Here is a 23,870-nt window from a genome sequence, read left to right as displayed (position 1 = left end):
TTTAATCATTAGCCTGCATTAGCGAAAGTACATTTTCTGGTGGACGACCAATAATAGCACGGGTGTTATCAGTAACAATAGGGCGCTCAATGAGTTTAGGGGTGTTAGCCATAGCCGCGATTAAAGTGGCATCATCAGCATTGGCCAAGTTTTGCTCTTTAAATTCAGCTTCTTTTGTTCGCATCATTTCCCGTGGTGATAGCTTAAGTAATAATAATAGCTGTTCAATTTTTGTAATACTAAGCGGGGTTTTTAAATATTCAACAATAGTGACATCATGTTTTTGTTCTTCAATAAGTGCTAATGTTTGTCGGCTTTTTGAGCAACGAGGGTTGTGATAAATCGTTAACATGTTTTTCTCTTAGATTGTTATTAGACAAATTAAATTTAGTGGTATTTTAACTGATTTCTATAAGCGCTTAAGCTTTTCTTGTTGTTCTTGCAATTGTAATATGCGGCCCTTCATACGTTTTTGTAGTAATGGGTTCTCCTCAACAAAGTTGTAAGCGGTTTGTAACTCATCAACCGCTTTTGGATAAGCACCTAATAGGGCATAAACCTCGGCTTTAGTAGCGTGCATAAGCGCTTTTTTATCTTGTTTTCTATATACTTCTGATAATAAATCATTGGCAATAAAGTTTTTTGGGTTCAGCACTAAGAAATCTTGTAATAGCGTTTCTGCCTTACTGTATTGCTCAGCCTCATTTAAAACGTTCGCGTAGTTCAATGTCACTACTTGGTTGTTCGGCATTAAAAGATTTAACTCGCTAAGCATGGCAATAGCTTTGTTAAAAGCTTTTACGGCAATATAACCATCGGCTAGGGCATCAACATAAAATAGGTTTTTTTTGTCGTTGCGCAACAATGTTTCAAGTTGGCTAATAGCGCTTTGATAATTTTTATTTTCATATTGAGAAAGGGCAAGACCATATTGTGCTGCAGCCTCTATAGCATAGCGTTTTTTATCTAAACTTTGCTGAAAGTTAATGATATTATCTTTCGCGTTTCCTTCATATCTTGCCATAATGCGGGCTTTAGCTAACTCAAATTCTAAACTGGGAGCTAAGGGGCGTGGTGAGTAATTTTGCGCCCTTATTCTGGCGTCTGAAATTCTAGACTCAGGCAAAGGATGAGTTAATAACATGGCTGGCGGCTTCGAGGTGTAACGGTATTTCTCTGCCATAGTGGTAAAAAAATCAGGGGCACCTTGGGGATTAAAACCACTATTAGCGAGCAGCATAATGCCCACTCTATCGGCTTCTTGCTCGTTGCCGCGGGTATAATTTATTCCTGCTTGTTGTGACGCTGCCATTGTAGTACTCAGTGCAGCCATACCAACGGTAGGGTTTATCAAGGTAAGTAATACGCCTGAGATCATACCGGCCATGGTCAAAGGTTGTGATTTGTTTTGTGCTTCTAATCGTCTTGCCAAGTGTCGTTGGGTCACATGTGATATTTCGTGAGCAACCACTGAGGCGAGTTCACTTTCGGTGCTAGCGGTGGTTATCAGGCCACTATGAATGGCAATATGGCCACCAAAAAAAGCAAAGGCATTTAACTCTTGGTTACGTATAACAAAAAATTCAAAACTATAGTTTACGTCTTTGGCGTTTCGCACCATGCGGTTGCCTAAGTCATTAATATATTCTGTTAATACGGGGTCATTTAATATCGGTTGAGACGCCCGGATTTGACGCATCATTTCGCCGCCAATTTGACGCTCTTTTTCGATAGACAATACACTGACACCTGCTGAGCCAATTTCGGGCAGTTTATTTTTATTAGTCTCACTCTTTGCGGCAAATGCACTGCTGGTAATTGATGAGATTAAGGCAAGTGAAATAATGAGTGGCTTTAATTTAAACAAATTTAATTTTCCATATTGTCAGGTTTATCAACACTATATTTATGCATTATGCTGAGATTGTGAATGCTTACGGTGAATTTCTTGACAAAACTCAGCGATTGTATAGCCTTCGATATCAGTAATGTCAAACGATTGTTGTAGTAATAATATCAACTCTTTAACACGTTTGTTGGCATAACGAATAAGGGCATAATCTGCGACATCGCCCTTTTGAAAGGTGTAGACAATAAAAGGAATCAATGAGTTCAATCTAAACAACATTTGCATCGTTTCAGGTCTCCAGGTGACAAATGGGCAAAGCGTATTGTTAAATTGCGCTTGCAGCACACGTTCATTATTAATTATGGGGTAACAATGTAATTCATAATGTTGTTCATTCATGTGATGATAAAGCGAAATTTTTGGCTTACCTGTTGTGACTTTACCCATAATATCGTTTTGCTGATCTACCATATTGATATTCCAGTTACGTTTGTCTAGTAACTGTTTAAATGCATTATCAAAACCATGCGTTAACATGCCATCAATATCACTAATTGAATTTGTTGCTAACTGATAAATAGTCGGTATGTCACCCCAGTTTATCTTTTTTTTGTAGGTGTTGATTTCTTTAAGACTGGGATTATTAGAAAGCTCGCTCATTTAACCTCTTTAAATTATTAGAATACACTAAAAGAATTTACAAATGCCATTGTAATCAATTGTCGCAAATTAGATAATCAAACTAAAGCACTGTGCATATTTATATTTATGATTTACGAATACGATGCGACACAAGATAAATGCCCAGTACCCTTGGTAAATTTACGCTTGTTACTCAGAAAGTTAACACCGATTGATAGTTGTTTGATACGCATTTACGATAATGGTTCTAAAAAAGATATTCCTAAATTGTTGACAAAACAAGGGTTTTATTTCGAACAGCGTAATATTGATAAATATATTGTTGAATTAATAATAAGAATGGAAAAGTAAATATTATGGTTTCTCTGTTTAGCGATTGGTACAAAAGAAATTTCTCGGACCCGAGTGCGGTAACCTTAATGGTTATTTTAATTTGTACTTTTTTGTTTGTTTATTTTTTCAGTAGTTTATTAATGCCGGTATTTGTTGCTGTTGCCATAGCGTTTTTATTAGACTTACCAGTGAATAAACTCTCGCAGCTGGGATTATCTCGGGTACTGGCCGTGATTATTGTTGTGTCTGTTTTTGTTGGTTTAACCTTAATCGGCATATTGGGACTGATGCCAGTTATCTGGCAGCAAAGTAGCAATTTACTGCAAGAAGTGCCGCAAATGCTCGGGCAAGGACAAACTTATTTACTCGCATTACCAGCACAATACCCAGACTTGGTCAGTAATGAACAAATTGCCCATGTAATAACCTTAGTTAATGATAAGCTAATTGAATGGGGACAAATGGCGCTCAAAGCATCGCTTAATTCAATTTCTAATGTTGTCGCCTTGTTGATTTATCTTATTTTAGTGCCATTAATGGTGTTTTTCTTTCTGAAAGATAAAAACGTGCTCTTTACTAGCTTACGCCAATTTCTGCCAAAAGATCGTCGTATGGCAAAACAAGTAGGCATTGAAATGAATCAGCAAATCATGAATTATATTCGTGGTAAATTGATTGAAATTATTATTATTGGCACAGCATCAACCATAGCTTTTATTGCTTTAGGACTTAATTATCCGGTATTACTTGGGGTATTAGTGGGATTATCGGTACTTGTGCCTTATGTTGGCGCGACGATTGTTACATTGCCTGTTTTGCTCGTTGCTTTGTTCCAATTTGGTACCAGTGCTGAATTTGGTTATGTGATGATAGCGTACGGCATTATCCAAGCGCTTGATGGCAACTTGCTGGTGCCTTTGCTTTTTTCTGAAGCGGTAAACCTTCACCCAGTAACGATTATTATTGCTGTGATATTATTTGGTGGCTTATGGGGTTTCTGGGGCGTATTTTTCGCTATTCCATTAGCAACGCTTGTTAAAGCCGTGCTGAATGCTTGGTCAACAACGACTCAGCATGAGGTGATAAAAGCCAGTTAGCTCTTTATTCATTTATTAAAGCCTAGTTGTTTAGGCTTTAGTTTTTGACTTTGACTTTGACTTAGCTTTTAGCTTAATGGAGTGGTTCAACATTTAATGATGCGTGTTGACCTTTCACATCAATTGTATATTTATTTTTCTCCTCACCTTTGAATATGAATGCCACCCTTTACTTTTTACTCGTTAGAGCGTTTTAAGGCGGCGGGTGATTAATTGAGAACACTTTTGTTAAGCTATTTAACTCATTGTAGTTGTAATACGTTGATTAATTTCAGTATAAATGCTTATTTTACGTTGGTTGTAAGCTAGTGCAGCGTGATTTTTTATTATTGTAAATAAAATAACTTAGGTTAATTAACGCTAAGTTATTAAAATAAAATTTATAAGCCTGATGATTTTTATATTATAATAGAATAAGGGTCGATAAGGTGCGCTATAAATAACACCGTTATCTAATGAAAATAAATTGAGTAGCAACGTTTTGAATAACATAAATAGAAAGTCGACTTTACAACCTGGTGAAGTAGCACTGGTTGGCTCAGGCCCAGGTGACGCAGAATTATTAACTATTCGTGCCTTACGTTTTATTGAGCAGGCAGACGTTGCCATTTATGATCGTTTAGTCAGTGATGAAATTATGGCGCTTTTGCCGCCAAATTGTGAACGTTTATATGTCGGTAAAGAACAAGCAAAGCATTGTGTGCCACAAGATAAAATTAATGAATTGTTGGTGACATATGCACAACAAGGTCGAAAAGTATTACGCTTAAAAGGTGGCGACCCGTTTATATTTGGTCGCGGTGGTGAAGAAGCTGAGTTTTTATTAAAAAATGGTATTAGCTGTCATCTTTGTCCGGGTATTACGGCGGCATCAGGTTGCACAACTTATGCGGGCATTCCTTTAACACACAGAGGTGTAGCGCAAGGCTGTACCTTTATTACCGGTCATACCCAAAATGACGGCCAACTTAATTTACCTTGGCAAAGCTTGAGTTGTAGTAGTCAAACCGTGGTGTTTTATATGGGCATTAACACCTTGCCTAGTATCACTGAGCAATTAATTAAGCATGGCCGTGACAAAAATACACCGGCAGCGCTGATACGCAAAGGCACTCAGCCGGAACAACAAATTTTTCGTGGTAAATTATCTTCGCTTGCTGATTTAGCGGCTGAGCATAAAGTTACACCGCCTACTTTAATCGTTATTGGCGATGTTGTTAACCAGTTAACCGATATCGCGTTAACAACACCAGGCTTTTTAGATGCAAAAAACTATCAGCAACAGTTACGCTTATCAGCAGAGCAAAGCTAAGTTGATATTTTGAGCATATTAACACTGATTAAAGACGGTAGGTTAATGAGATAAGCCATGAAAGGGCAGTTAATTTATTGATATTAAAAAGGCTTAACAAGTTTGTTGTTAAGCCTTTGTTGCTATTTATTCGCTTGTTTAAGCCGCTAGAATTTAAAAACTATAGCTTGTTTAATAAATCAAGAACGACTTGATGATGATCTTTAGTTTTGAACTTGTTAAAAACATGGCTAATTTTTCCATCTAAGCCAATCAAAAAACTCAAACGGTGAATGCCATCATATTCACGGCCCATAAATTTCTTTAAACCCCACACACCAAAGGCATCAGCAACACTATGATCAGGGTCTGATAATAGGCTAAAGTTGAGTTCATCACGTAGACAAAATTTGGCCAGTTTTTTTGGTTCATCAGGACTAATACCAAACACTTGAGTATTTAATTTATCTAACTCGGCCTTATGGTCACGTAGACCTTGTGCTTGCACCGTGCAGCCTGGTGTCATCGCTTTAGGGTAAAAATAAACCAATACTTGTTTTTTACCAATATATTCTGCGAGTTTAATGTCTTGGTCATTTTCATCTTTTAAGGTGAAAAGTGGCGCGTTATCACCGGCAATTAATGTTTTCATTTAAGCCTCTAAAATAAGTTTGATTGAATTTTTTTTATGCAACCCTGCACATCAAATTGTTCACACAACTGCAAGAAGTCGTTTTCAAGTTGTTCGATACTGGTTTCTTCCATCAGCGCGATTAATATGGCGGCACTCGTGTGATTATTTTTCTGATCAATTTCAGATTTTAATGACGATATATCGATATTACGCGTCGCAAAGAATGCCGTAACAGCCTTTAAAATACCGGGTTGATCGATACCTGCATAATCAACTTGGTAATGATGAACATAATCTTGCTCTCGATAACCTGAGGTTCTTTTCATCATAGTGATTAACTCAAGTTCATGGGCGACAGCCGGTAATTTACTTTCTAATTGATGAATAGCTTTGTTGCTACCGGTAAGCAGCATAATTAAGGTGAACTCTAGGCCAAATATTGCCATTCTACTGTCTAAGATATTACAGCCACACTCACTGGCTAATTTGGTTAAGTCACTGACACTGCCTGTGCGATCTGGCCCCATTGCCGTTAATACTAAATATTCGCTCATCAATAAACCTAGCCATCATGCTAAAAGCGCTATTGTAACGCATGTTAGGGGACTAAAGCTAACAGCATACTTAGTGTTTATTTTGCCCTTTGAAAAAACTAGATTTATTGACATAGGATAAGGATAGTTGTCCTAAAAGAATGCGAGCAATATAAAGAGAAAATGCTGTAATGATCAGGGTTAATTAGGCGTGTATAACTATTTTTTATATTGATTTTATTTTGCCAGTGCTCGTCCTGTTTTAATAAATTATGTGCTTAAAGCGCTGAGAGCAATATCCGCTGAAATGATAATAGCTTTATCTAAAGTGTTAGGCTGAGTAGGGTAAAGTTGGTTGGCGATATAGCTGTTCCACTTTAAAACAATTAGATTTTTCACGGTTAAAATAACAGGTGAAGCTAACTAATGTACATGCAGTCGAATTTACGATAATGTGAAAGAACCTACCCGCTTATGCAGGAGACATGGTTGCTTGGTACTTGGTATATTATGACCAAACTGAATTGATACTCTAACTGAATTTTTTAAATTTTGAAGAATAAATCATGGAGAATATATTATGAGTAAACCAGAACGTGCTTCAAATACCCCTTATGGCGTTGAAGTTGAGGCAGAAAAAAATTATTTTTGGTGTGCATGTGGCAAAAGTGACAAACAACCTTTTTGTGACGGTTCACATAAAGGCTCTGAATTTACACCGGTAAAATATACGGCAAAAGAATCGGGTAAAGTCTTTTTTTGTGGCTGTAAATTAACCGAAAATCAGCCTATGTGTGACGGTAGCCATAAGAGTAATTAATACTAACGATAGTCACACTTTGAATAGTTGGTTATTTGCGCTTTGCTTTGTAATCAACTTTTTTTATTTAAGGGCCTTTTATAATGATGAAGCATATAATCGAATATAGGGATCATTAATAGTTACTTAATATTTTTAATGTCGTTAACCGTAATAATGCCGTTAGCAAGATAACAAGTATAACGCAGACACTGTTACTCTTTTTAGATCAGAAGTGCAAACCAGTAACCATCAACATACGTCACTATTTTACTATTTTTTATGATAAATATGCGGCAATATCTTGTGTTTGTATTTTCAGGCAAGTACCATGGTGCGCTGCTCAATTTAGCGCTATTGCCATGAATTTGGCGGCTTTTAAATAAATCAGATGATTTTGGGGAACTTAGCCCGGATTCAGTAATCAAAACGACGTTATTGATGTATTGCTTGAACTTTACGATGTTAACTTCTTAGTTTGTCGTAAGGACTAAAAATAATACTTATACCAATGAGTATTAATAAAACTAAACAAGCAAAATTAAATTAGAAAGATTCAGATTTGTATCCTCGGGAGTGTTAATGAATCGCAAGATATTTTATTTTTCATTATTAAGTGTCGCTGTTGCTAGCTGCGGTACTGTAAATAATAAGCAAGCGGTAGGCGATTTTGAATACGCGCAACAAAAAGAAGCAACAGCGTTAAAAATACCTGCAGGATTAGATAAACCTAAACAAGTTGATACCTTTTTTGTTAGTGACGAAATAAACCATGAAGGTCCGGTTGGTGGTGATGTAGATGTACGTGCACCATCACTCGTTTTACCTATCGCGGCGTCAACACGCACAGAGAGCACTTCTGCTGCAGCAAAGGTATGGTTTGACCAAGTAATTGATGACGATGATCTAAAAGGTTTTATTTTAAAAGCCTTAAAAGGCCAGTTAACCACAGACAATGTTGAATTAAAACAAGTAGACGATGAAGGTTTAGTTTTTGAGTCAGATTGGTATAACAAAGAAGTAGAAACAGGCACTTGGCCTTTTAAATCAATAGCAATATCAGAAAGTATTCGTTACCGCTACACACTTGAAAGTAAATCTCATGGTCGAAGTGTCGCGTTAGTTGTTGAATTACTTGATTATCTGAAAACAGATGCAGCAGGTGGTAGTAAAGTTATCGATATTATTGATCAACAACGTGCTGAAATGAATATGCTTAATGAAGTTATAGCACAAGTTGATTTTCAATATCGTTTAAAACAACAAGAAAATCGCTTATTACGTGCTAATCAAACCTTTGTTAGTTTAGGTGAGAATGCTTCTGGGGAACCGGCCTATATTGTAGAAATGGATATAGAGCTATTCTGGTCTAACTTACCTTTGTTTTTTGAAGATCATGGTTTTAGCATTACCGACCTTAATGAAACCACTAAAATTTATTATGTTGATTACGTAAAACCTGAATCTAGTTTGTGGGATAGCATTTGGGGAGACAGTATACAGGTTATAGATCTACCTAATGGTAAGTATCAATTTCAGCTAGAGAAAATGGCGGAAAAATCTGTTGTTACTTTATATGATGCCGATGGTACAGCATTATCTGAGGCAACTTTAGAGAAAATATTTAAGGTAATGGAAGCGGGCTTGTCATTTAAAGACGTTTTTTAATAGTCGAATAATAGCAACTGCTGTTACTTATATAACAATAAAAAAACTCCGTTAATCGGAGTTTTTTATTTTATGGGTAATATCATTAGTCTTACTAACGGTTGCCATTTTATGAGGCGACTTTTGCGTTCTTGGTACGGTTTCTTTTAAATCGTTTAACCCTTTCTTACGTAAAGGTGTTTTTGCACTTTTTTGAAAAGTACTTAAATTACCAATTAAAATAACGAATGCAATAATAACGATGGTTGGGGCAACCCAATCTTCATTTAATATACTGGTCATAAAATAACGCTCCGCTTAAATGTGTAAATAAAATGTCTACAATAGGCTCAATCATACTCATAATTAAACCTTTAATGTTAGTTTCAAAAAGCGCTTAATAGTAAATAGCTAATACGAGTTAAGCATCGGCTACATTGAGAATATAACGTTGATAAAGCTCAGGTAACAACGCGAGCAGTAAGGTTTTACCTTGAATCTCGCTATTTAATAATGCTTCTGCTAAAAGTGCTTCAGTATAAGCCTGTTGGTAGTGTTTAGATAATGGCAAGTATGAAAGATGCCATGGCTCTTGGGCAACACCGCCACGAAACTTATCGTAAGGTAAAAAGAAACCATACGTTTTCGCATGTTCAGCTAGCCAAACGGTTAAGGGATAGAAGTGCCCTGAAGCTTGGTATTCCCATGGCTCTAATGCTAAAGACTGCTCTGCGGGTAATAAATTTTTCGCATAAACGTCAATTTCACAGCCCCAATGATGGCGGCTGGCTCCCGGCAGCGCAGAGAATAACATAATGGCGTGTATTTTTTCAGCGTCACTGAGTTGTTTAACCGCTAAAATTTGATTTGAGCCATCTTTAATAGCTGTTTTACCAGAAAACTTATTTTGCCAAATCATGAGTTGTCGGTCAAAACTGCGAAAGCCACTGGCAATGCTCAACTCTATACCCGCAGCTTTTGCGGCTAACTGTAGTTGTTTGAATGCCGACAACATTTCAGTATGAATACCAACATTAGGGGCTAGCCAATGAATATGACTTTCAGTTTTCCCGGTCAATATTAACTCAAGTTCTGTCATTTTACTTATCGTTGGCTAAAACATTAACCAAGGTTTGATAGTAGACATCGGTTAATAAAATCAAATCTTGTACCGCAACACATTCATTAACTTGATGAATAGTAGCATTACAAGGACCAAGCTCAACAAGCTGTGCGCCAGTAGGTGCAATGAATCGTCCATCTGAAGTGCCGCCACTGGTAGAAAGCTCGGTGGTTATATTGCAGCAAGTTTCAATCGCTTGTACAACAGAATCAACCAATGTACCTGGTTCTGTAATGAATGGCTGGCCGTTAAATATCCAGTTAATTTCAAAGTTTAATTGATGCCGAGTTAATAAGGCTTCAACTTTATCAACGATCATTTCGGCTGTTAATTCAGTGCTATAACGTAAATTGAATAATGCGGTTAAATGTCCCGGCACGACATTGGTAGCGCCAGTGCCAGATTGAATATTCGACACTTGAAAACTCGTTGGCGGAAAATATTCATTACCATTATCCCAATGCATTTCACTTAACTCGGCTAAAACCGGCATGGCCTTATGAATGGGATTAATAACGTGATCAGGATAAGCCACGTGGCCTTGTTTACCATGAATGTGTAATTCGCCAGAAATTGAACCACGACGACCATTTTTAACCACGTCGCCTAATTTATTGCTACTAGAAGGCTCACCAACAATACAATAGTCAATTTTTTCATTACGGGCTTCAAGCGTATCGATAACACGTGTTGTGCCATTAATAAAAGGGCCTTCTTCATCACTGGTGATCAAAAATGCGATAGAGCCATGGTGTTTAGGATAGTCAGCAACAAATCGTTCGGTTGCTACTATCATCGCCGCTAAACTGCCTTTCATATCAGAGGCCCCGCGGCCATAAAGCATACCGTCAATAATAACGGGATCAAATGGCGGTGTGTTCCAGCTTTCTAAATTGCCCGCTGGCACAACATCGGTGTGGCCAGCAAAACAAAATACTGGCCCTGAACTGCCTCTTCGAGACCATAAGTTAGTGGTATCTTCAAATACCATGCTTTCATTATTAAAACCTAACTTGGCTAAACGCTCAGACATGAGTTCTTGGCAGCCAAAATCTTCAGGGGTAACAGAAGGGCGTTCAATCAGTGCTTGTGCTAATGAAATGGTGCAATTGTTATGTTTTATCATGAGAATACTATATACCTAAAGCAAAATTTCTTGATATTGACTATCTTTAAAGCCAACCAAAAATGCTTGGTTGTGTTTAAGTAGTGGTCGTTTAATTAGCGTGGGTTGCGCTAAAATAATCTCGGTCATCACGTCGTCAGTGAGGTTGTTTTTAATCTCGTCAGTTAAATTACGAAAGCTAGTACTGCGTTTATTTAACAGCAGAGTCAAATCGGCAGACTTTATAAACTCTTGTAGCAATTGTGGGCTGAGGCCATCGCTACGAAAGTCGTGGAATTGATAAGGGATATTTTGTTGCTCTAACCATTTTTTTGCTTTTTTTACGCTATCGCAGTTTTTAATGCCATAAAGTATTGTCATTTTATTTCCTGAATTATATCACTTGGTAGTTATGTTTTATTAACGCGGCTTTAGCGGCGGCAAACTTATCTGATTTTACTAAAACGTAGTCAGTGTCAAAAGTAGAAATGGCAAAAATACTGATTTTTTCATTTGCTAGCACTGTTGATATATTTGACATTATACCGGTTAAGGTAAAGTTGAGTGGACCAACAACTTCAAATGCTTGCCAGCCAAGTTCGACTTCTTCACTGTCAATTTCAATATGCTCTGGAATAACAATTGAAATTTCGTCATAGGTTTTTGCTAAAAAAAATATCGGGGCATTAAATACCACGTCGGGTATTGAGCTCTCACGTCGTAAACTATGAATAGCAAACGTTTCAGATAAGCGCCGTAGGGTAAAGTTACTCATAAATCGACTTCGCTTGTTTAAATGCTAATGTCGACACTATAGCGTTTAATAGCGTTTAACTCTAGGGCTTATACTCGCGCGGGTTTGAATGTAATAATTAAATATTATGTTTAAGTAAACTGGTTAACCTGTATTTACTGCGCATTAAATTGATTATTGCTATCAAACTAGTGTATTTCTAAGTCTATTTGAGTATATAAAGCGAATTAATTGTATAAATTATAATATTGTACGTTTAATGATATCCACATAAGTTGTGGATATCATTGTGCATAACTATTGTTTAATTGGTTAAGTTGTTGTTATTTATTTATTTATTTTACTGGTTAAAAAATACCAGCTAATAATCTGTGTTAAAAGTCATAGATAAGTTGTTAAAATGTCGTATTAAGGCGTAAAACAGCTAAAGATCTACTTATTTATAGGGCAGATCTTTGTAATTACTGATTATACTGTTGGAAGACTACAAGTGTGTTGAAATTACAACCAATGTAATGGGGTAGGCTATATCGTCAACCAAGACACCCGCTATAGCCTCATAAATACTAGGAATTCCTGCAGAATTTTGATGCAGTGCAATAAAATGTCATCAACTGTGGTCATTTTACTTAATACCATCGTATATAAAAAGGTACTATCTTTTAATCAACCGCTGTTGTAGGGTATCGCTTATGAAGTTATCTATATTAGAAATTATTTTGCTTGGCCGAAAGTACATGAATTTATGGCCCTCACGCGTTGAACTTGGTGAATACTTTATGGAGTATCATGCGGTTAAAGTGAGCCGTTTGGTGTGTAAAGTGATGCCCGGCTTAGCAGTGTTTTGTTTAATCTTACAGTTGTATTTTGGCTCTATGGCTGCCTTACCTCAAGCGCTATTATATACACTTTGTATTATGAGTTTTCCATTACAAGCGTTGATTTTTATGGGGATTAAAGCCGATAAATTTCTTCCGCCTGCGTTAGCTAATTGGTACAAAGAAAGTGTTGCGCGTGTTAACCAAAGCGGTGGTGATATCAAGTTGTCAACTCAACGTCCACGTTATTTAGACTTGGCTCACTTATTAAGCTTAAGCTTTAAAAATAGCTATAAAACCTCTTAATTCTCTAGGCTTATAAGTAAAGTTGATCTGGAAAGGTTATGACTAATAATGCGATACAGTTAATCTGTAGCGCATTTTTTTAGTTCGATTTTTGATAAAGCCTGATCAGAAAGTCAGCCTGACAGATAAAGTCATGCTGACTTAATAAGCTTTCTTTGGCTTCCTTACTGGCTTTAAAAGCAAAGGGTGTCATAGCCAATAAATTTAGCGTGTCTTGACCCGTTTTTAAGTGCATTTGATAAGAGATATTTTCTTGGTGCACCAGTGTTAAATGTTCAATGGGCAATTTTTCTTCATCATGTTCTTTAGCGTCATGATAAATATGCTGCTTTAATTGCATCAAATGCTGTTTTGCTGGCGTAACCGTTAACAAAAAACCACCGGCTGATAATACGCGCGTAAACTCTTTTTCTAAAATAGGCGCATAAACCGATATAATCCAAGAAAATAGACTATCACTAAAAGGCAATTTTGATAACGTCGCGACACTAAAGTGACATTGTGGATATTTTTTGCCAGCTTTTTTTATTGCTTCTTTGGCAATATCAACACCATAAACAGTATTTTCAGTATTTTTGTGTTGATGAGTATAAAAGCCTTCACCACAACCGGCATCGAGCACAATAGTTGGCTTGTTAGCATCAGTAAGCACTTTTTCTTGGTATAAAGCGACGAGTCTATCAACCAAGGGTTGATAATAACCTTGTTCTAAAAATGCTCGCCTAGCATTGACCATCGCCTTGTTATCACCAGGATTTTTTGAATGCTTAAATTGCACGGGCAATAAATTTAAGTAATTTTCTTTCGCGCGATCAAAGCTATGATTATTCTCACAGCGAAACAGATTTTCTTGATTTTGCAGAGGAAAACTACATATAGGGCAAGCATAGTGGGTTGCAGTCATAGGGATCATTAATGTCTATTTTTAACAAAAAAGGGGACTAGCCCCTTTTTACAAGTATGGTGTTAACAGAATAAGTTTGATTTTAAAATTAAAATTAAAATTAAAATTATAAGTAGTATGTTACTTGGAAAGCTTTATTTACTGAACGTAGACCAAATGGGTGCATGATCAGACGGCTTTTCTATGGCCCTAAGTTCATAATCAATATCTGATTCAATACAGCGGCTAGCAAATTTTTTGGTTGCTAGCACCACATCAATACGTAAACCACGATTATCATCAAAGCCACGAGAGCGATAATCAAACCATGAATATCTTTCTTCACGAGTTGGGTGTAATGACCTAAAAGTATCAGTAAAGCCCCAATCCATTAAGGTGGCTAACCATTGTCTTTCTTCTGGTTGGAAGCTACATTTACCCGTTTTTAACCAGCGTTTTTTATTTGGCTCACCGATACCTATGTCTAAATCAGCAGGTGAAATATTAATATCACCGATCACCACAATATTTTCATCAGGGGTATGGTGCTCATTTAAGTATTGCATTAAATCTTTATAAAATTGACGTTTGTAAGGATATTTTGTTTCATGGGCTATATTTTCACCTTGTGGAAAATAACCATTTAATACGGTGACTTTTTCACCATTTTCATCAGTTGTTTGCACCATGATCATGCGCTTTTGCGCTTCGTCATCATCGGTTGGAAAGCCTTTAGTGACCACGTTAGCGGCTTTTTTGCACAGCATAGCAACACCATAATGCGCCTTTTGACCATGAAAATAAACGTGATAGCCCATCGCTTCAACATCAGCGAGCGGGAATACTTCATCATGAACTTTAATTTCTTGTAGGCCAATAATATCGGGTTGATGTTTATCGATAATAGCTTGTAACTGATGCAAACGAGCGCGCAGGCCGTTAATATTAAAAGAGATGATTTTCATAATTATATATATACTTGTATAACAGTGGGTTAATTGGCTTTGTTAATTTATCGGCATACTAAGTTGTTATTTTAAGCAGACTAAAATAGTTATAGGCATAATCAAGTGCGCTTTGATAAATTATTTTTCATAACCGAAATTGAAGATGAGTGGTATTAGAAACTAATTAAGATAGCTTGGCAACGCTGTTTCGTATTATCTTCAAGGTAAGTGCAGCTTGTAACGGTTAGACTTTTGGATAAAGGTTCATATTCATCATCTGGAGCTTTAACCGATTTAGTTTTATCCGATAATTGACTTCGCCAGTGATATAACGTTTTAGTAGCAATACCTAACTGCTTATATACTTCAGCAACTGAATAACCACGTTCATTCGTTTGATTAACTGCTCTAATTTTAAATTCTTGGGTATATCGTCTGCCTTTGTTTATAAACACCTCTAGTTGAAGTTAAAATGAAACTAGTTTGGAGTCTGGTCAACCAAGGGAAGTCCAATCATCAATTTACAATGGGGTTAGTGCGTAAGTAACTAATAATTTTAGCGCGAAATAAGCTAGCGCATATCTTCTTGACTAAAGTGAAAGTCGATGGAGGCAATGATAAGTAACAAGGCACCAAATAATATGGCCCAGTGTGCGCCAAATAAGGCTAATACACTACCAATAAGCGCCATCAGCATATTAGCTAAACTGAAGGTGGTGGTAATTAAGCCCATAAGTTGCCCTTGTTCAATATCAGCATATTGCTCGGAAATATAAACCGGTAATAAACCATTGAAAATAGCGATGGCGATGCCTATTACGGCATAAATAGGCCAAACACTGGTTGCTGATAAGACAAGGTGTAAGCTAAACAACAATGCCATTAACATCATGCCAACAATGGCACCCAATTTAAGCCCCAATAAGTGTTTTAATTGCTTAACAAAAAACACACTGGTTATGGTCATAAATAAGGTTAAAACAACTGTTATATAACCAATGTCGGGGCTAGTGAAGTCAAAGTTTTCCACCAACCAAACGGGGTAAAATTCGTAATAGGCATTTAGGCCAAGTGTTGCTAATAAATAAATTAAAAAGATACGTCTAATTTTTTTATTAGCGAGTAAGGCAAATGAGTTTTGTTTACTAAAAATTTGCGAAAATTTTATCTTTGGCTGACTGGAGTTACTATTGCCAGCAGGTAATACATAAGCAACGCTGATCAGGGCAATAACTATCGCGACGGCGGCGAAGTAGAATACGGTGTCTAAACCGTATATTGCCAGTAATCCACCGGCTAAAGGGCCGAGCAACCAGCCTAAATAGCTGGTGGCGTTTACCAGACTAAAGGTGTGGGTTTTATCTAGCGTGGGCGATAAATCTACCGCTATAGCTTTGGCTATGCTGATATTACCTGAAAAAATGCCTGTAACAAAACGCGCTAAAATGAGCAGTAAAAAACTTTCAGCCATAACCGCTAAAGCCGATAACACATAACTAACAGCAGTTAAAATCAAGGTGATGATTAAGGTTTTTTTGCGACCATAAATACCTGAAGCAGCACCTAAAACTGAGCTTCCTAGAATAACCCCTAAAGGGTATATCGCCAGTATAATGCCGAGTAATATTTTACTGGGTAAATCAGCAAAAGTGGTCAAAGGGCTAACTTCATTAAGAAAAAGAGGTGCTAATACAGGATAAGGTAAGGCAATGCCGGCACTACTAAACAGCACCACCAGCATGACAGAAAACAAGGTTTTCTTTGCCTTTAACTGTTCAGTCATTAAGGTGTTTTTTGCAGGTATTTTAACTTTAGCAGCGTGAATCGTCATAACGAATGTTTATATAATACAGTGGGGATAATGCCTATTGATTATATAATAAGTTAGCTTGATAACTAAGTAAAAAGTTTCTATTTTTCTCAACGCACCGTCTAATTCTCTCAACGCATCAATAGTGACGAGAAGCACTTTTATGAGCAAAGTATCATAAAAATCTCCTTGTTAGTCCTAGTGTAATTAATTGTAATTTCAGGGTAATAAGTTGTACTATTGCCGTAACACCTTGTACATAGTGTTGTTAATTAATAATAAACATTTTATGCTTGTGTGATGAGTCATATTTTCAATGGTTGTTATTTATTGGCTAGAGTAAACATTAACCGTGTTCATCAACCAGCCGTGAAAATGCTGTTAATACAGCGTAATAAAGTAGGAGCAGTTAATGTCAGATAGTGAATTGTTAGTTAAAAAGATATTACTCGTTGAGGATGACCGTCAGTTGTCGGATCTAGTGACTGAGTTTTTAGAAAATGAAGGTTATCACGTTAAGCAAGAGTTTAGAGGCGACACGGTAGAAAAGCGAGTTGATAAATTCGTTCCTGATTTGATTATTTTAGACATTATGCTACCGGGTAAAGATGGATTTGCTGTTTGTAAAGATTTACGTCCTAACTTTAAAGGGCCAATTTTAATGCTAACTGCGAAAGGCACAGACTTTGACCAAGTGTTAGGTTTGGAAATTGGTGCAGATGACTACGTGATTAAGCCTGTTGAGCCAAGAGTACTGCTTGCCCGTGTTAATGCGCTATTGCGTCGTGGCCAGTTGCCAACGGATGGTAAAGAAAATGCTAAAATTAATTGTGGTGAACTGCATATTAGCCGTGGTTCTAGACAAGTGACATTGCATGGCGAAAATGTTGACCTGACTAGCCAAGAGTTTGACTTACTCTGGTTATTAGCTAGTCGTTCAGGCGAAGTGCAGAATCGTGATTATATTTATAAAGCGGTTGTTGGTCGCGAATACGACGGCATGGATAGAAGTGTTGATGTGCGTATATCACGCTTGCGTAAAAAATTACACGATAGTAATGAAACACCTTTTCGTATTAAAACCATTTGGGGACAAGGCTATTTATTTGTTCCAGATGCATGGAGTTAACTATTATTTTAGTGTGTAAGCTGGTGAGCTGTTATAGCGACTCATCAGTATTTATTTCCTTTTTTTAGGCATTTTATGAAACTTGGTCGCTCATTCTTCAGCTTATACTTCCTTATTATTTCTATATTCATCGTATTCTCATGGATGCTTGATGAAGCATGGAGTTCATACCTTGAACAAGACATAGAGTCTTACACTGGTTATAAAAGTATGCTGTTGGCGCTATCTAACTATTTAGAAAAGCACCCAGAAGATCAATGGCAAGAAATACTATCGAAAGCTGCCAAGCAGTGGCAACTGCCATTAAAATTAATGTCAGCGCAAGAAGTAAAAGCTATCAGCCATCAAAATCATGACGTCATTCAAGAAGAAAACACGCATATTTATTATGATAATAACGCGGTAGAAATTCATCACCAGATCAATAATGCTGGCACTGTCATTGTGTTGGGGCCTGCTAAAATGCCAACCCGTCCGAGGCTAGAGGCACTCATTCGTGTTATTTTGCTGGCAATCTTAGCCTGTATATTGTTTTTTTGGTTACGGCCTTTGTCCCGAGACTTGGATCAGTTACAAAAAACGGCAATAGAGTTTGGTCAAGAAAGTTTTGATGTTGTTGCACCACAAGCAAGATCGACTATGGCAGCGCCTATGGTTACGGCGTTTAATACTATGGCCAGTCGTATTAAACGTTTAATCGATGCTCATAAAGAACTCTCAACTGCGGTTGCACATGAATTACGTACACCGTTAGCTCGCACTAAGTTTGCCTTAGAAATGCTAGCCTGCACCGATGATAAAGCCAAACAAGAGAAATATCGCAAAGCCATTAGTAAAGATGTTTGTGAGTTAGAACAACTCATTAGTGAAATGCTAATTTACGCTAGTTTCGATAATGACAAACCCGAAATAAATTTTAGCGAAGAATCATTGGTGGATATTGTCGAAAAACAGGTCAGTAATTACCAACAATTTGAACAAAAATTTAACATTGTTAACCTGCTTGGAAATGAACGAGTTGAGGTTGATCGACACTTTATTAGTCGAGCGTTGAATAATTATATTTCTAATGCCATAAAATACGGTAACGGTGAAATAGACATCACAATTACAAAAAGTGAAGATTACTGCCAGATAAGTGTTACCGACAATGGTGAGGGAGTCTGCGATGATTTCAAATGTACTATATTTGATGCTTTTTCCCGTGGTGATGTATCTCGTAACCGTCAAACAGGAGGTTTTGGTTTAGGTCTAGCCATCGTTTGTCGGATTATGGAGTGGCATGGTGGCAGTGCATCTGTTGTTGATAGCAAAAATGGTGGCGCGAGCTTCATACTGCGTTGGCCCATTAAACAAATTTCTGCTTAGTGGATAAAAATCAGTCAATACTTTGTATTTACTATAAAAATTAATAATTAATTACGCATAGCGTTAAAGTAATCTGTGCTGCTGCCGATACAAATATTATCGGTAGCAAAACAGTAGATTATTTTGACCCTAAACGCTTTATCAAACGACATACTTGTTCATGAACTTCAGTTAGGCGAACAGCTTAACCAAAGTGTTCATCATGCTCGTCGTTCTGATTTTTCGCTGTTACTCGCCATGCTAACCGACGATGTTAGAGCGCATAGCCAATTTACATTACCACTTTCACAAATACCTGAAAAAACCACTTCAGCAGAACAGTTACGAAAATATTTTCAATTACCTGATGAAGCCCCTTTAGCAGTAAAAGATGTTGCTGATATCAGCAGTTATAATCAGGCAAATTTGATTGAAAAACAGCAGTTAGAAGACCTAAGATTAGCAAATATACTTAATCCTAAACCATTGGCGTTTCGTGATGATGTAAAACATATAAACCAACAGGTGATGACTAATACCAGTTTATATTGCCAGCAAAAAAATCAAGACATATCATTAACACAAACACCACCAAGAGCCGACTTCAATGCTATGGCTTGGTTAGCGGCAGTGCAAACTACTATTGTTAAAGCACCGCTAATGGAAGCGGTTGCCTAAAAAGTCTTAGCACAACAATGTTTAAACTTTTTCTCACTGCCACAAAAACAAAACTCATTTTTTTTGGGTTTATTTAATGCTTTGCTATCTGACACCTCACCATCAAGATATCGCCATGCGCTATCTTCAAGCACAAAATTAGATTGTTCTCGCATTTGCCAGATTTGTTTGTGAACTTGATAAAAAGCAGAAAACTCTACTTGAGCATTATGACGGTTAGCTAAATCTTTTTCGTGATCACTGGCATAGTGAATAATGAGTTTCAGCCATTTTGTTTCTGCAGCCCATTGTGCGATGTCATCAATGGATTGTTCAGCTTGGCTTGATTGGGCATAAGTAAGGTAAATATACTCGGCCTGTTGTGTTGCGTAAGCAGAGTAGCGTGACCGCATCAGTTGTTCTGGAGAGTTAGCCGGTTTTGTTGCCATGATTAAAGGTTGGCAACACAGTGTAAAGGTTTGTTCTGAGCCGCATGGACATAACATCTAGATAAACTATTTAAAGGGCAATTATGTTTAGTTTATCATGACAATTATTATGCTTTACATAGTTTATGGCTTTAATTTTTTAGTTAATCTAACTTAGCCCAACGCTTTTTGCGCTTGAGATTAAGTCGTCGGATTAAGCACAATTTATTGCTTTATTTTTGTTTTAAAACCTTGACTAAATATAGTAATTTAATGCAATTGGTTTATCGCTTTATAATCTGTTTTTTGTAATAAAATACATTGAGTTTTTCCTAAGGCAGCACAGCGAGATATTTCTTTTAATTCGGCTTGATTATAGTTGGCGTTTGATAGAATCATCGCAGAACATGTACCTTTTAATAACGTGTTTTTGATATGCTCTAAACTGACATTGACCTTATTTGCATTCACTTTTAGTATTTTTGCTGGATTAATTTTACCCATGTTAGAGAGTTGTTCTAGCGAGGCATTTTCTGGATTAATCATTAAAATCCACTTTTTATCATCATGGTGGTTTTGACAAATGTCCTGGTACTTTTCAGAGACATCTCCGAGGTTATTTACACTAATAATATTACACCAAGCAGAAGATAAATTAATTTGAGGTGGTAAATTAATACTAGGGGCTATAGCTAAGCTGTTGTTATTTATTTTTAAATTTATTTTATTAGTGTTAATCATAGTGCCTACCTCGATATACTGTATGAATGTACAGTATATCGGTTTTGATGCTATTTCAAGCATTATTTTACTGATATTTACTCAAGGTTATAAGAAGAGTCGCTTTTTTAAATCGATAATTTAAAGAAGTTAAGCTGATTTTTTATGTGTAAAGTAAGCGTAGCTAGAGCTTAGTAGTTAGAGATTAATTATACTGTTTAACGCTATTTACACTACAGCTGCGTAACTTACGACACGGGTAAATTTTAAGGAATAATTGCTCTAAACATTAAAGGTGAAAAGATAAACACCGCATTCTACTATGTTACTGGTGCAAATTGATTTAAAATGAAACTTCTACAGAGCGAACGACAATAACCAAGAATATTAATAAATACATATCCAATTACGTCGTTAATTTCATCTCGAAGTGTATAACCAAGCTATTGAGTTTACGTGCTAAAACTATTACGGTTAGTTATATGTAAATAGCTAAATTTTTATCGATAGTTTGGCTTGAAATAAGTTAAATAAGTTAAATAGGTTCTAAAGTAACAATATGAGAATTTTACTCGTTGAAGACGATCTGCCATTAGCACAAGCATTACAACAGTCGTTACGACATGAGGGCTTCTTGGTTAATCACGTTGATACCGGCGAAGACGCATTAACGTCATTGACTATTCCTGATCATGACATGGTAATTTTAGATTTAGGCTTGCCTGACATGGATGGTTTATTAGTGCTAAAAAAGCTTAGAGCTAAAAAGAAAACTACGCCAGTTATTGTGCTGACCGCGCGCGACACTATTGAGCAGCGTGTTCAAGGACTAGACTTTGGCGCCGATGATTACTTAATTAAACCTTTTGACATTAACGAGCTTCTTGCTCGCTTACGGGTGATTGAACGCCGATTAGGCACTGCTGATAGCGCAATAATCTCCATTGCCTTGGTAAAGCTCGATACGACTGCCCACAAAGTGTTTATCGAAGATAAAGAACTGTCCTGTTCAAAAAAAGAATATATGGTGCTAAAAGTATTAATGGAAAATGCTGGGCGAATTCAGTCACGAGAGCAAATTGAATCACGTCTTTACGATTGGGGTGAAGAAGTGATGAGTAATGCGGTAGAAGTCCATATTCACAATTTACGCAAAAAATTACCTGAAAAATTTATCCAAACGGTTCGTGGTGTTGGCTACACCATAAATAAGGCTTAAAAGTTTCTTATGCCTATTCGTCGTTATCTCGTGCTAATGCTGTTATCAATTATTACCTTAGTCATTTTTTTTTCGGCTATTCAGGGTTATAAAGCGAGTATGCGCAAAGCAGAAAGTGTCTTTGATAATGAATTAGTCTCTCTAGCTCAGGTTATAACGGCCGTTAAGCTACCTAAAGGTGTCATTACGCACCCAGCTACCAGCAATTTTTCTTATCAAATAGTGCTTGATAACCAGGTGGTAACACGTAGTGATAATGCGCCAAACACGCTAATAAATACCTTAAATTCTGGTTTTAAAGAAGCTAATTTCTTAGGCAAACGCTGGCGTACTTATACTGATAAAATAACAGATAACTCAGCAGATAACTCAGCAACAAATGCTTGGGTTATTATTGCGCAACCATTAAAACAAAGATTTGACCTTGCTGAGGATATAATTTTATCTGCGGTTACCCCCATTATTTTAGTCATGCCATTACTCGCATTAATCATTTCATTAGCGGTGCGGCAGGGCTTGAAACCATTGACTTTTTTAACTCGAGCACTGAAAAATAAAAAAGCAAATGACCTTAGCCCTTTAACGGTCAGTTCAAGCACAGAACTTGCGCCAGTGATTGAAACCTTAAATGAATTATTTCTGCGACTGTCATTATCGTTTGAGCGTGAAAAGCAATTTGCCTCAGATGCTGCCCATGAACTTAGAACGCCATTAAGCGTATTGAAAATTAATGTTTATAACCTTCAGCAAAGCTTTAATGATGTCATCCTTGTTGACAGTGACCAAAACTCAACAGCGCTGTCAGTATTACCCTTTCAGCAATTAGAGCAAAGTGTTGAACGTATGGCACATGTGGTTGATCAAATATTAACCTTGAACCGGACTAATCCAGAACAAATATTGGCTGAAAGTGCGGTGCTTAATTTACAAGCGCTATTGCAAGAATGTATTAGTGAACTCTATCCTTATATTGCCAGCAGAGGCCATGATATTGAACTGAATAGTGCGCCATTGAACATTTTGGGCAACAGGTTTGCAATCGGTATACTATTGAAAAATTTGATTGCTAATGCGGCTAAATATACCCCAGATAATGGCAAGATTTTAGTCTCGTGCCTGCAAGACAAAAATAAGCTTATATTACGTGTTGAAGACTCCGGCCCGGGTATTGCGCCAGAAGAATATTCACGGGTATTTGATCGCTTTTATCGTGTCGGCGGCGATAGCCATAATTCAAAAGTTATTGGCTGTGGCTTAGGTTTGTCGATTGTTAAACATATTGTAGAATTACATCAAGCAAACATCAGTTTAAGTCGCTCAAAGGCTTTGTTTGGCTTATGTGTAAAGGTTGTTTTTTCTATGGCAGATAGTAACCACGGTGCAACTATTAATGGCAATAAATTACCCAGCTCACCAGCAAAGGGAGATTATTAATGAGCCTATTTTCTGTCAAACTTATGCAAAGCGTTATTGTCTTTTTCGCGCTACTGTCATTTGCTAGCTTGGCAAATCGGCCAGAATTCGAGGTAGAACTTAAAAATCATTTGTTTTATCCGGCTGAAATAGAAATTCCAGCAAACACGAAAGTAAAATTAGTTATTTATAATCGAGATAGCACCCCTGAAGAGTTTGATAGTTTTGACCTTAATAGAGAGAAAGTGATTTTCCCACAAAAAAAATCAGTGATTTTTATTGGACCTTTACCTCCAGGTCGTTACAAATTTTTTGGTGAGTTTAACCCTAACAGCGCTCAAGGCACCATTATTGTTGTCCCTAAAAAGAGCGTAGCTGACACTAAT

The 23,870-nt window shown here is 36.9% G+C and carries 27 protein-coding genes and 1 pseudogene; 12 read left to right on the top strand and 16 right to left on the bottom strand.

What is annotated here, in order from left to right:
* Position 1: 1 nt before the first annotated feature.
* The 3 genes from arsC to H4J61_RS13915 are packed head-to-tail and all read right to left on the bottom strand — an operon-like array spanning position 2 to position 2,509.
* Entirely contained in the window at positions 2-352 is a 351-nt protein-coding gene (arsC, locus tag H4J61_RS13925) for an arsenate reductase (glutaredoxin) (protein ID WP_182185470.1), read from the bottom strand.
* A 57-nt stretch (positions 353-409) separates the two neighbouring features.
* Positions 410-1,867, bottom strand: coding sequence for a M48 family metalloprotease (locus H4J61_RS13920; protein WP_182185468.1), 1,458 nt, complete (start codon positions 1,865-1,867; stop codon positions 410-412).
* A 39-nt stretch (positions 1,868-1,906) separates the two neighbouring features.
* Positions 1,907-2,509 (bottom strand): hypothetical protein, encoded by a 603-nt coding sequence (locus H4J61_RS13915; protein WP_182136860.1) that lies wholly within the window; start codon positions 2,507-2,509, stop codon positions 1,907-1,909.
* Between the two features lie 108 nt (positions 2,510-2,617).
* Here H4J61_RS13915 and H4J61_RS13910 point away from each other — a divergent pair, with 108 nt between their 5' ends.
* From H4J61_RS13910 to cobA, 3 genes are all read left to right on the top strand, one after another.
* On the top strand, positions 2,618-2,842 hold the full coding sequence (locus H4J61_RS13910) for a sulfurtransferase TusA family protein (protein WP_182136859.1): 225 nt from the start codon (positions 2,618-2,620) through the stop codon (positions 2,840-2,842).
* 5 nt (positions 2,843-2,847) lie between these two features.
* Positions 2,848-3,921, top strand: coding sequence for an AI-2E family transporter (locus H4J61_RS13905; protein WP_182136858.1), 1,074 nt, complete (start codon positions 2,848-2,850; stop codon positions 3,919-3,921).
* 481 nt (positions 3,922-4,402) lie between these two features.
* A complete protein-coding gene (gene cobA, locus H4J61_RS13900) occupies positions 4,403-5,233 on the top strand; it encodes a uroporphyrinogen-III C-methyltransferase (protein ID WP_220461271.1) in 831 nt (276 codons plus the stop codon).
* Positions 5,234-5,393: 160 nt separating this feature from the next.
* Here the strand turns inward: cobA and bcp are convergent, their stop codons facing one another.
* Together bcp and H4J61_RS13890 are read right to left on the bottom strand one after the other, a co-directional pair.
* Positions 5,394-5,864, bottom strand: a complete 471-nt coding sequence (gene bcp / locus H4J61_RS13895; protein WP_182136857.1) for a thioredoxin-dependent thiol peroxidase — start codon at positions 5,862-5,864, stop codon at positions 5,394-5,396.
* Between the two features lie 8 nt (positions 5,865-5,872).
* Entirely contained in the window at positions 5,873-6,400 is a 528-nt protein-coding gene (locus H4J61_RS13890) for a glycine cleavage system protein R (RefSeq protein ID WP_182185466.1), read from the bottom strand.
* Positions 6,401-6,959: 559 nt separating this feature from the next.
* Between H4J61_RS13890 and H4J61_RS13885 the strand changes: the two genes are divergently transcribed.
* Complete coding sequence (locus tag H4J61_RS13885; protein WP_182136855.1) at positions 6,960-7,199, top strand: CDGSH iron-sulfur domain-containing protein; 240 nt, start codon at positions 6,960-6,962, stop codon at positions 7,197-7,199.
* A 561-nt stretch (positions 7,200-7,760) separates the two neighbouring features.
* Entirely contained in the window at positions 7,761-8,846 is a 1,086-nt protein-coding gene (gene bamC / locus H4J61_RS13880; protein WP_182136854.1) for an outer membrane protein assembly factor BamC, read from the top strand.
* 51 nt (positions 8,847-8,897) lie between these two features.
* Here bamC and H4J61_RS13875 read toward each other — a convergent pair whose 3' ends face one another.
* The 5 genes from H4J61_RS13875 to H4J61_RS13855 all read right to left on the bottom strand — a co-directional run bounded on the left by H4J61_RS13875 (position 8,898) and on the right by H4J61_RS13855 (position 11,828).
* Complete coding sequence (locus H4J61_RS13875) at positions 8,898-9,128, bottom strand: hypothetical protein (RefSeq protein WP_182136853.1); 231 nt, start codon at positions 9,126-9,128, stop codon at positions 8,898-8,900.
* A gap of 118 nt (positions 9,129-9,246) precedes the next feature.
* A complete protein-coding gene (locus tag H4J61_RS13870) occupies positions 9,247-9,924 on the bottom strand; it encodes a M15 family metallopeptidase (protein ID WP_182185464.1) in 678 nt (225 codons plus the stop codon).
* A 1-nt stretch (position 9,925) separates the two neighbouring features.
* Entirely contained in the window at positions 9,926-11,074 is a 1,149-nt protein-coding gene (gene dapE, locus H4J61_RS13865) for a succinyl-diaminopimelate desuccinylase (protein ID WP_182136851.1), read from the bottom strand.
* 15 nt (positions 11,075-11,089) lie between these two features.
* Positions 11,090-11,434 carry an ArsC family reductase gene (locus H4J61_RS13860; RefSeq protein WP_182185461.1) on the bottom strand — a complete coding sequence of 115 codons (345 nt, stop codon included), beginning with the start codon at positions 11,432-11,434 and terminating at the stop codon, positions 11,090-11,092.
* Positions 11,435-11,447: 13 nt separating this feature from the next.
* Entirely contained in the window at positions 11,448-11,828 is a 381-nt protein-coding gene (locus tag H4J61_RS13855; protein WP_182136849.1) for an ACT domain-containing protein, read from the bottom strand.
* Between the two features lie 671 nt (positions 11,829-12,499).
* Here H4J61_RS13855 and yfbV point away from each other — a divergent pair.
* A complete protein-coding gene (gene yfbV, locus H4J61_RS13850) occupies positions 12,500-12,931 on the top strand; it encodes a terminus macrodomain insulation protein YfbV (RefSeq protein WP_182136848.1) in 432 nt (143 codons plus the stop codon).
* 79 nt (positions 12,932-13,010) lie between these two features.
* Here the strand turns inward: yfbV and rlmA are convergent, their stop codons facing one another.
* The 4 genes from rlmA to H4J61_RS13830 all read right to left on the bottom strand — a co-directional run bounded on the left by rlmA (position 13,011) and on the right by H4J61_RS13830 (position 16,592).
* Positions 13,011-13,835, bottom strand: a complete 825-nt coding sequence (rlmA, locus tag H4J61_RS13845; RefSeq protein ID WP_259363337.1) for a 23S rRNA (guanine(745)-N(1))-methyltransferase — start codon at positions 13,833-13,835, stop codon at positions 13,011-13,013.
* A gap of 134 nt (positions 13,836-13,969) precedes the next feature.
* A complete protein-coding gene (gene xthA, locus H4J61_RS13840; RefSeq protein WP_182185458.1) occupies positions 13,970-14,779 on the bottom strand; it encodes an exodeoxyribonuclease III in 810 nt (269 codons plus the stop codon).
* A gap of 155 nt (positions 14,780-14,934) precedes the next feature.
* Entirely contained in the window at positions 14,935-15,216 is a 282-nt protein-coding gene (locus tag H4J61_RS13835) for a transposase (protein ID WP_182185457.1), read from the bottom strand.
* A 116-nt stretch (positions 15,217-15,332) separates the two neighbouring features.
* Positions 15,333-16,592 carry an MFS transporter gene (locus H4J61_RS13830; protein ID WP_182185456.1) on the bottom strand — a complete coding sequence of 420 codons (1,260 nt, stop codon included), beginning with the start codon at positions 16,590-16,592 and terminating at the stop codon, positions 15,333-15,335.
* A gap of 391 nt (positions 16,593-16,983) precedes the next feature.
* On the opposite strand from H4J61_RS13830, the gene H4J61_RS13825 reads away from it, so the two are divergent.
* The 3 genes from H4J61_RS13825 (at position 16,984) to H4J61_RS13815 (ending at position 19,725) form a co-directional block, all read left to right on the top strand.
* Positions 16,984-17,700 carry a response regulator gene (locus tag H4J61_RS13825; RefSeq protein ID WP_146879497.1) on the top strand — a complete coding sequence of 239 codons (717 nt, stop codon included), beginning with the start codon at positions 16,984-16,986 and terminating at the stop codon, positions 17,698-17,700.
* 75 nt (positions 17,701-17,775) lie between these two features.
* Positions 17,776-19,068: an ATP-binding protein gene (locus H4J61_RS13820; protein WP_182185455.1), complete on the top strand. Its 1,293-nt coding sequence runs from the start codon at positions 17,776-17,778 to the stop codon at positions 19,066-19,068.
* 123 nt (positions 19,069-19,191) lie between these two features.
* Positions 19,192-19,725, top strand: a complete 534-nt coding sequence (locus tag H4J61_RS13815; RefSeq protein WP_220461270.1) for a VC2046/SO_2500 family protein — start codon at positions 19,192-19,194, stop codon at positions 19,723-19,725.
* On the opposite strand, the gene H4J61_RS13810 is transcribed toward H4J61_RS13815, so the two are convergent.
* Together H4J61_RS13810 and H4J61_RS13805 are read right to left on the bottom strand one after the other, a co-directional pair.
* Positions 19,722-20,153 carry a YchJ family protein gene (locus H4J61_RS13810; protein ID WP_220461269.1) on the bottom strand — a complete coding sequence of 144 codons (432 nt, stop codon included), beginning with the start codon at positions 20,151-20,153 and terminating at the stop codon, positions 19,722-19,724. The genes H4J61_RS13815 and H4J61_RS13810 overlap by 4 nt on opposite strands.
* Before the next feature lie 249 nt (positions 20,154-20,402).
* Complete coding sequence (locus tag H4J61_RS13805) at positions 20,403-20,873, bottom strand: hypothetical protein (RefSeq protein ID WP_182185450.1); 471 nt, start codon at positions 20,871-20,873, stop codon at positions 20,403-20,405.
* A 538-nt stretch (positions 20,874-21,411) separates the two neighbouring features.
* Between H4J61_RS13805 and H4J61_RS13800 the strand changes: the two genes are divergently transcribed.
* From H4J61_RS13800 to H4J61_RS13790, 3 genes and pseudogenes are all read left to right on the top strand, one after another.
* A complete protein-coding gene (locus tag H4J61_RS13800; protein WP_182185448.1) occupies positions 21,412-22,071 on the top strand; it encodes a response regulator transcription factor in 660 nt (219 codons plus the stop codon).
* Positions 22,072-22,080: 9 nt separating this feature from the next.
* Complete coding sequence (locus H4J61_RS13795; RefSeq protein ID WP_182185445.1) at positions 22,081-23,505, top strand: ATP-binding protein; 1,425 nt, start codon at positions 22,081-22,083, stop codon at positions 23,503-23,505.
* Positions 23,505-23,870 (top strand): annotated as a pseudogene (locus H4J61_RS13790) (cupredoxin domain-containing protein); the annotation flags it as partial. The gene H4J61_RS13795 and the pseudogene H4J61_RS13790, both read left to right, overlap by 1 nt.

This window comes from Colwellia sp. MB3u-4 (assembly GCF_014077065.1).
Taxonomy (GTDB): domain Bacteria; phylum Pseudomonadota; class Gammaproteobacteria; order Enterobacterales; family Alteromonadaceae; genus Cognaticolwellia.
This window is presented reverse-complemented; position numbering and strand designations above follow the sequence as displayed.

Bases quoted from the DNA above. Each gene is read 5' to 3' on its own strand.
- H4J61_RS13820 (WP_182185455.1), top strand. From the start codon at position 17,776: ATGAAACTTGGTCGCTCATTCTTCAGCTTATACTTCCTTATTATTTCT.
- H4J61_RS13825 (WP_146879497.1), top strand. From the start codon at position 16,984: ATGTCAGATAGTGAATTGTTAGTTAAAAAGATATTACTCGTTGAGGAT.
- H4J61_RS13875 (WP_182136853.1), bottom strand. From the start codon at position 9,128: ATGACCAGTATATTAAATGAAGATTGGGTTGCCCCAACCATCGTTATT.
- H4J61_RS13810 (WP_220461269.1), bottom strand. From the start codon at position 20,153: ATGGCAACAAAACCGGCTAACTCTCCAGAACAACTGATGCGGTCACGC.
- bcp (WP_182136857.1), bottom strand. From the start codon at position 5,864: ATGAAAACATTAATTGCCGGTGATAACGCGCCACTTTTCACCTTAAAA.
- H4J61_RS13915 (WP_182136860.1), bottom strand. From the start codon at position 2,509: ATGAGCGAGCTTTCTAATAATCCCAGTCTTAAAGAAATCAACACCTAC.
- H4J61_RS13860 (WP_182185461.1), bottom strand. From the start codon at position 11,434: ATGACAATACTTTATGGCATTAAAAACTGCGATAGCGTAAAAAAAGCA.
- H4J61_RS13855 (WP_182136849.1), bottom strand. From the start codon at position 11,828: ATGAGTAACTTTACCCTACGGCGCTTATCTGAAACGTTTGCTATTCAT.
- H4J61_RS13830 (WP_182185456.1), bottom strand. From the start codon at position 16,592: ATGACGATTCACGCTGCTAAAGTTAAAATACCTGCAAAAAACACCTTA.
- H4J61_RS13795 (WP_182185445.1), top strand. From the start codon at position 22,081: ATGCCTATTCGTCGTTATCTCGTGCTAATGCTGTTATCAATTATTACC.
- arsC (WP_182185470.1), bottom strand. From the start codon at position 352: ATGTTAACGATTTATCACAACCCTCGTTGCTCAAAAAGCCGACAAACA.
- dapE (WP_182136851.1), bottom strand. From the start codon at position 11,074: ATGATAAAACATAACAATTGCACCATTTCATTAGCACAAGCACTGATT.
- H4J61_RS13800 (WP_182185448.1), top strand. From the start codon at position 21,412: ATGAGAATTTTACTCGTTGAAGACGATCTGCCATTAGCACAAGCATTA.
- H4J61_RS13910 (WP_182136859.1), top strand. From the start codon at position 2,618: ATGATTTACGAATACGATGCGACACAAGATAAATGCCCAGTACCCTTG.
- H4J61_RS13905 (WP_182136858.1), top strand. From the start codon at position 2,848: ATGGTTTCTCTGTTTAGCGATTGGTACAAAAGAAATTTCTCGGACCCG.
- H4J61_RS13805 (WP_182185450.1), bottom strand. From the start codon at position 20,873: ATGATTAACACTAATAAAATAAATTTAAAAATAAATAACAACAGCTTA.
- H4J61_RS13885 (WP_182136855.1), top strand. From the start codon at position 6,960: ATGAGTAAACCAGAACGTGCTTCAAATACCCCTTATGGCGTTGAAGTT.
- H4J61_RS13890 (WP_182185466.1), bottom strand. From the start codon at position 6,400: ATGAGCGAATATTTAGTATTAACGGCAATGGGGCCAGATCGCACAGGC.
- rlmA (WP_259363337.1), bottom strand. From the start codon at position 13,835: ATGACTGCAACCCACTATGCTTGCCCTATATGTAGTTTTCCTCTGCAA.
- yfbV (WP_182136848.1), top strand. From the start codon at position 12,500: ATGAAGTTATCTATATTAGAAATTATTTTGCTTGGCCGAAAGTACATG.
- bamC (WP_182136854.1), top strand. From the start codon at position 7,761: ATGAATCGCAAGATATTTTATTTTTCATTATTAAGTGTCGCTGTTGCT.
- xthA (WP_182185458.1), bottom strand. From the start codon at position 14,779: ATGAAAATCATCTCTTTTAATATTAACGGCCTGCGCGCTCGTTTGCAT.
- H4J61_RS13870 (WP_182185464.1), bottom strand. From the start codon at position 9,924: ATGACAGAACTTGAGTTAATATTGACCGGGAAAACTGAAAGTCATATT.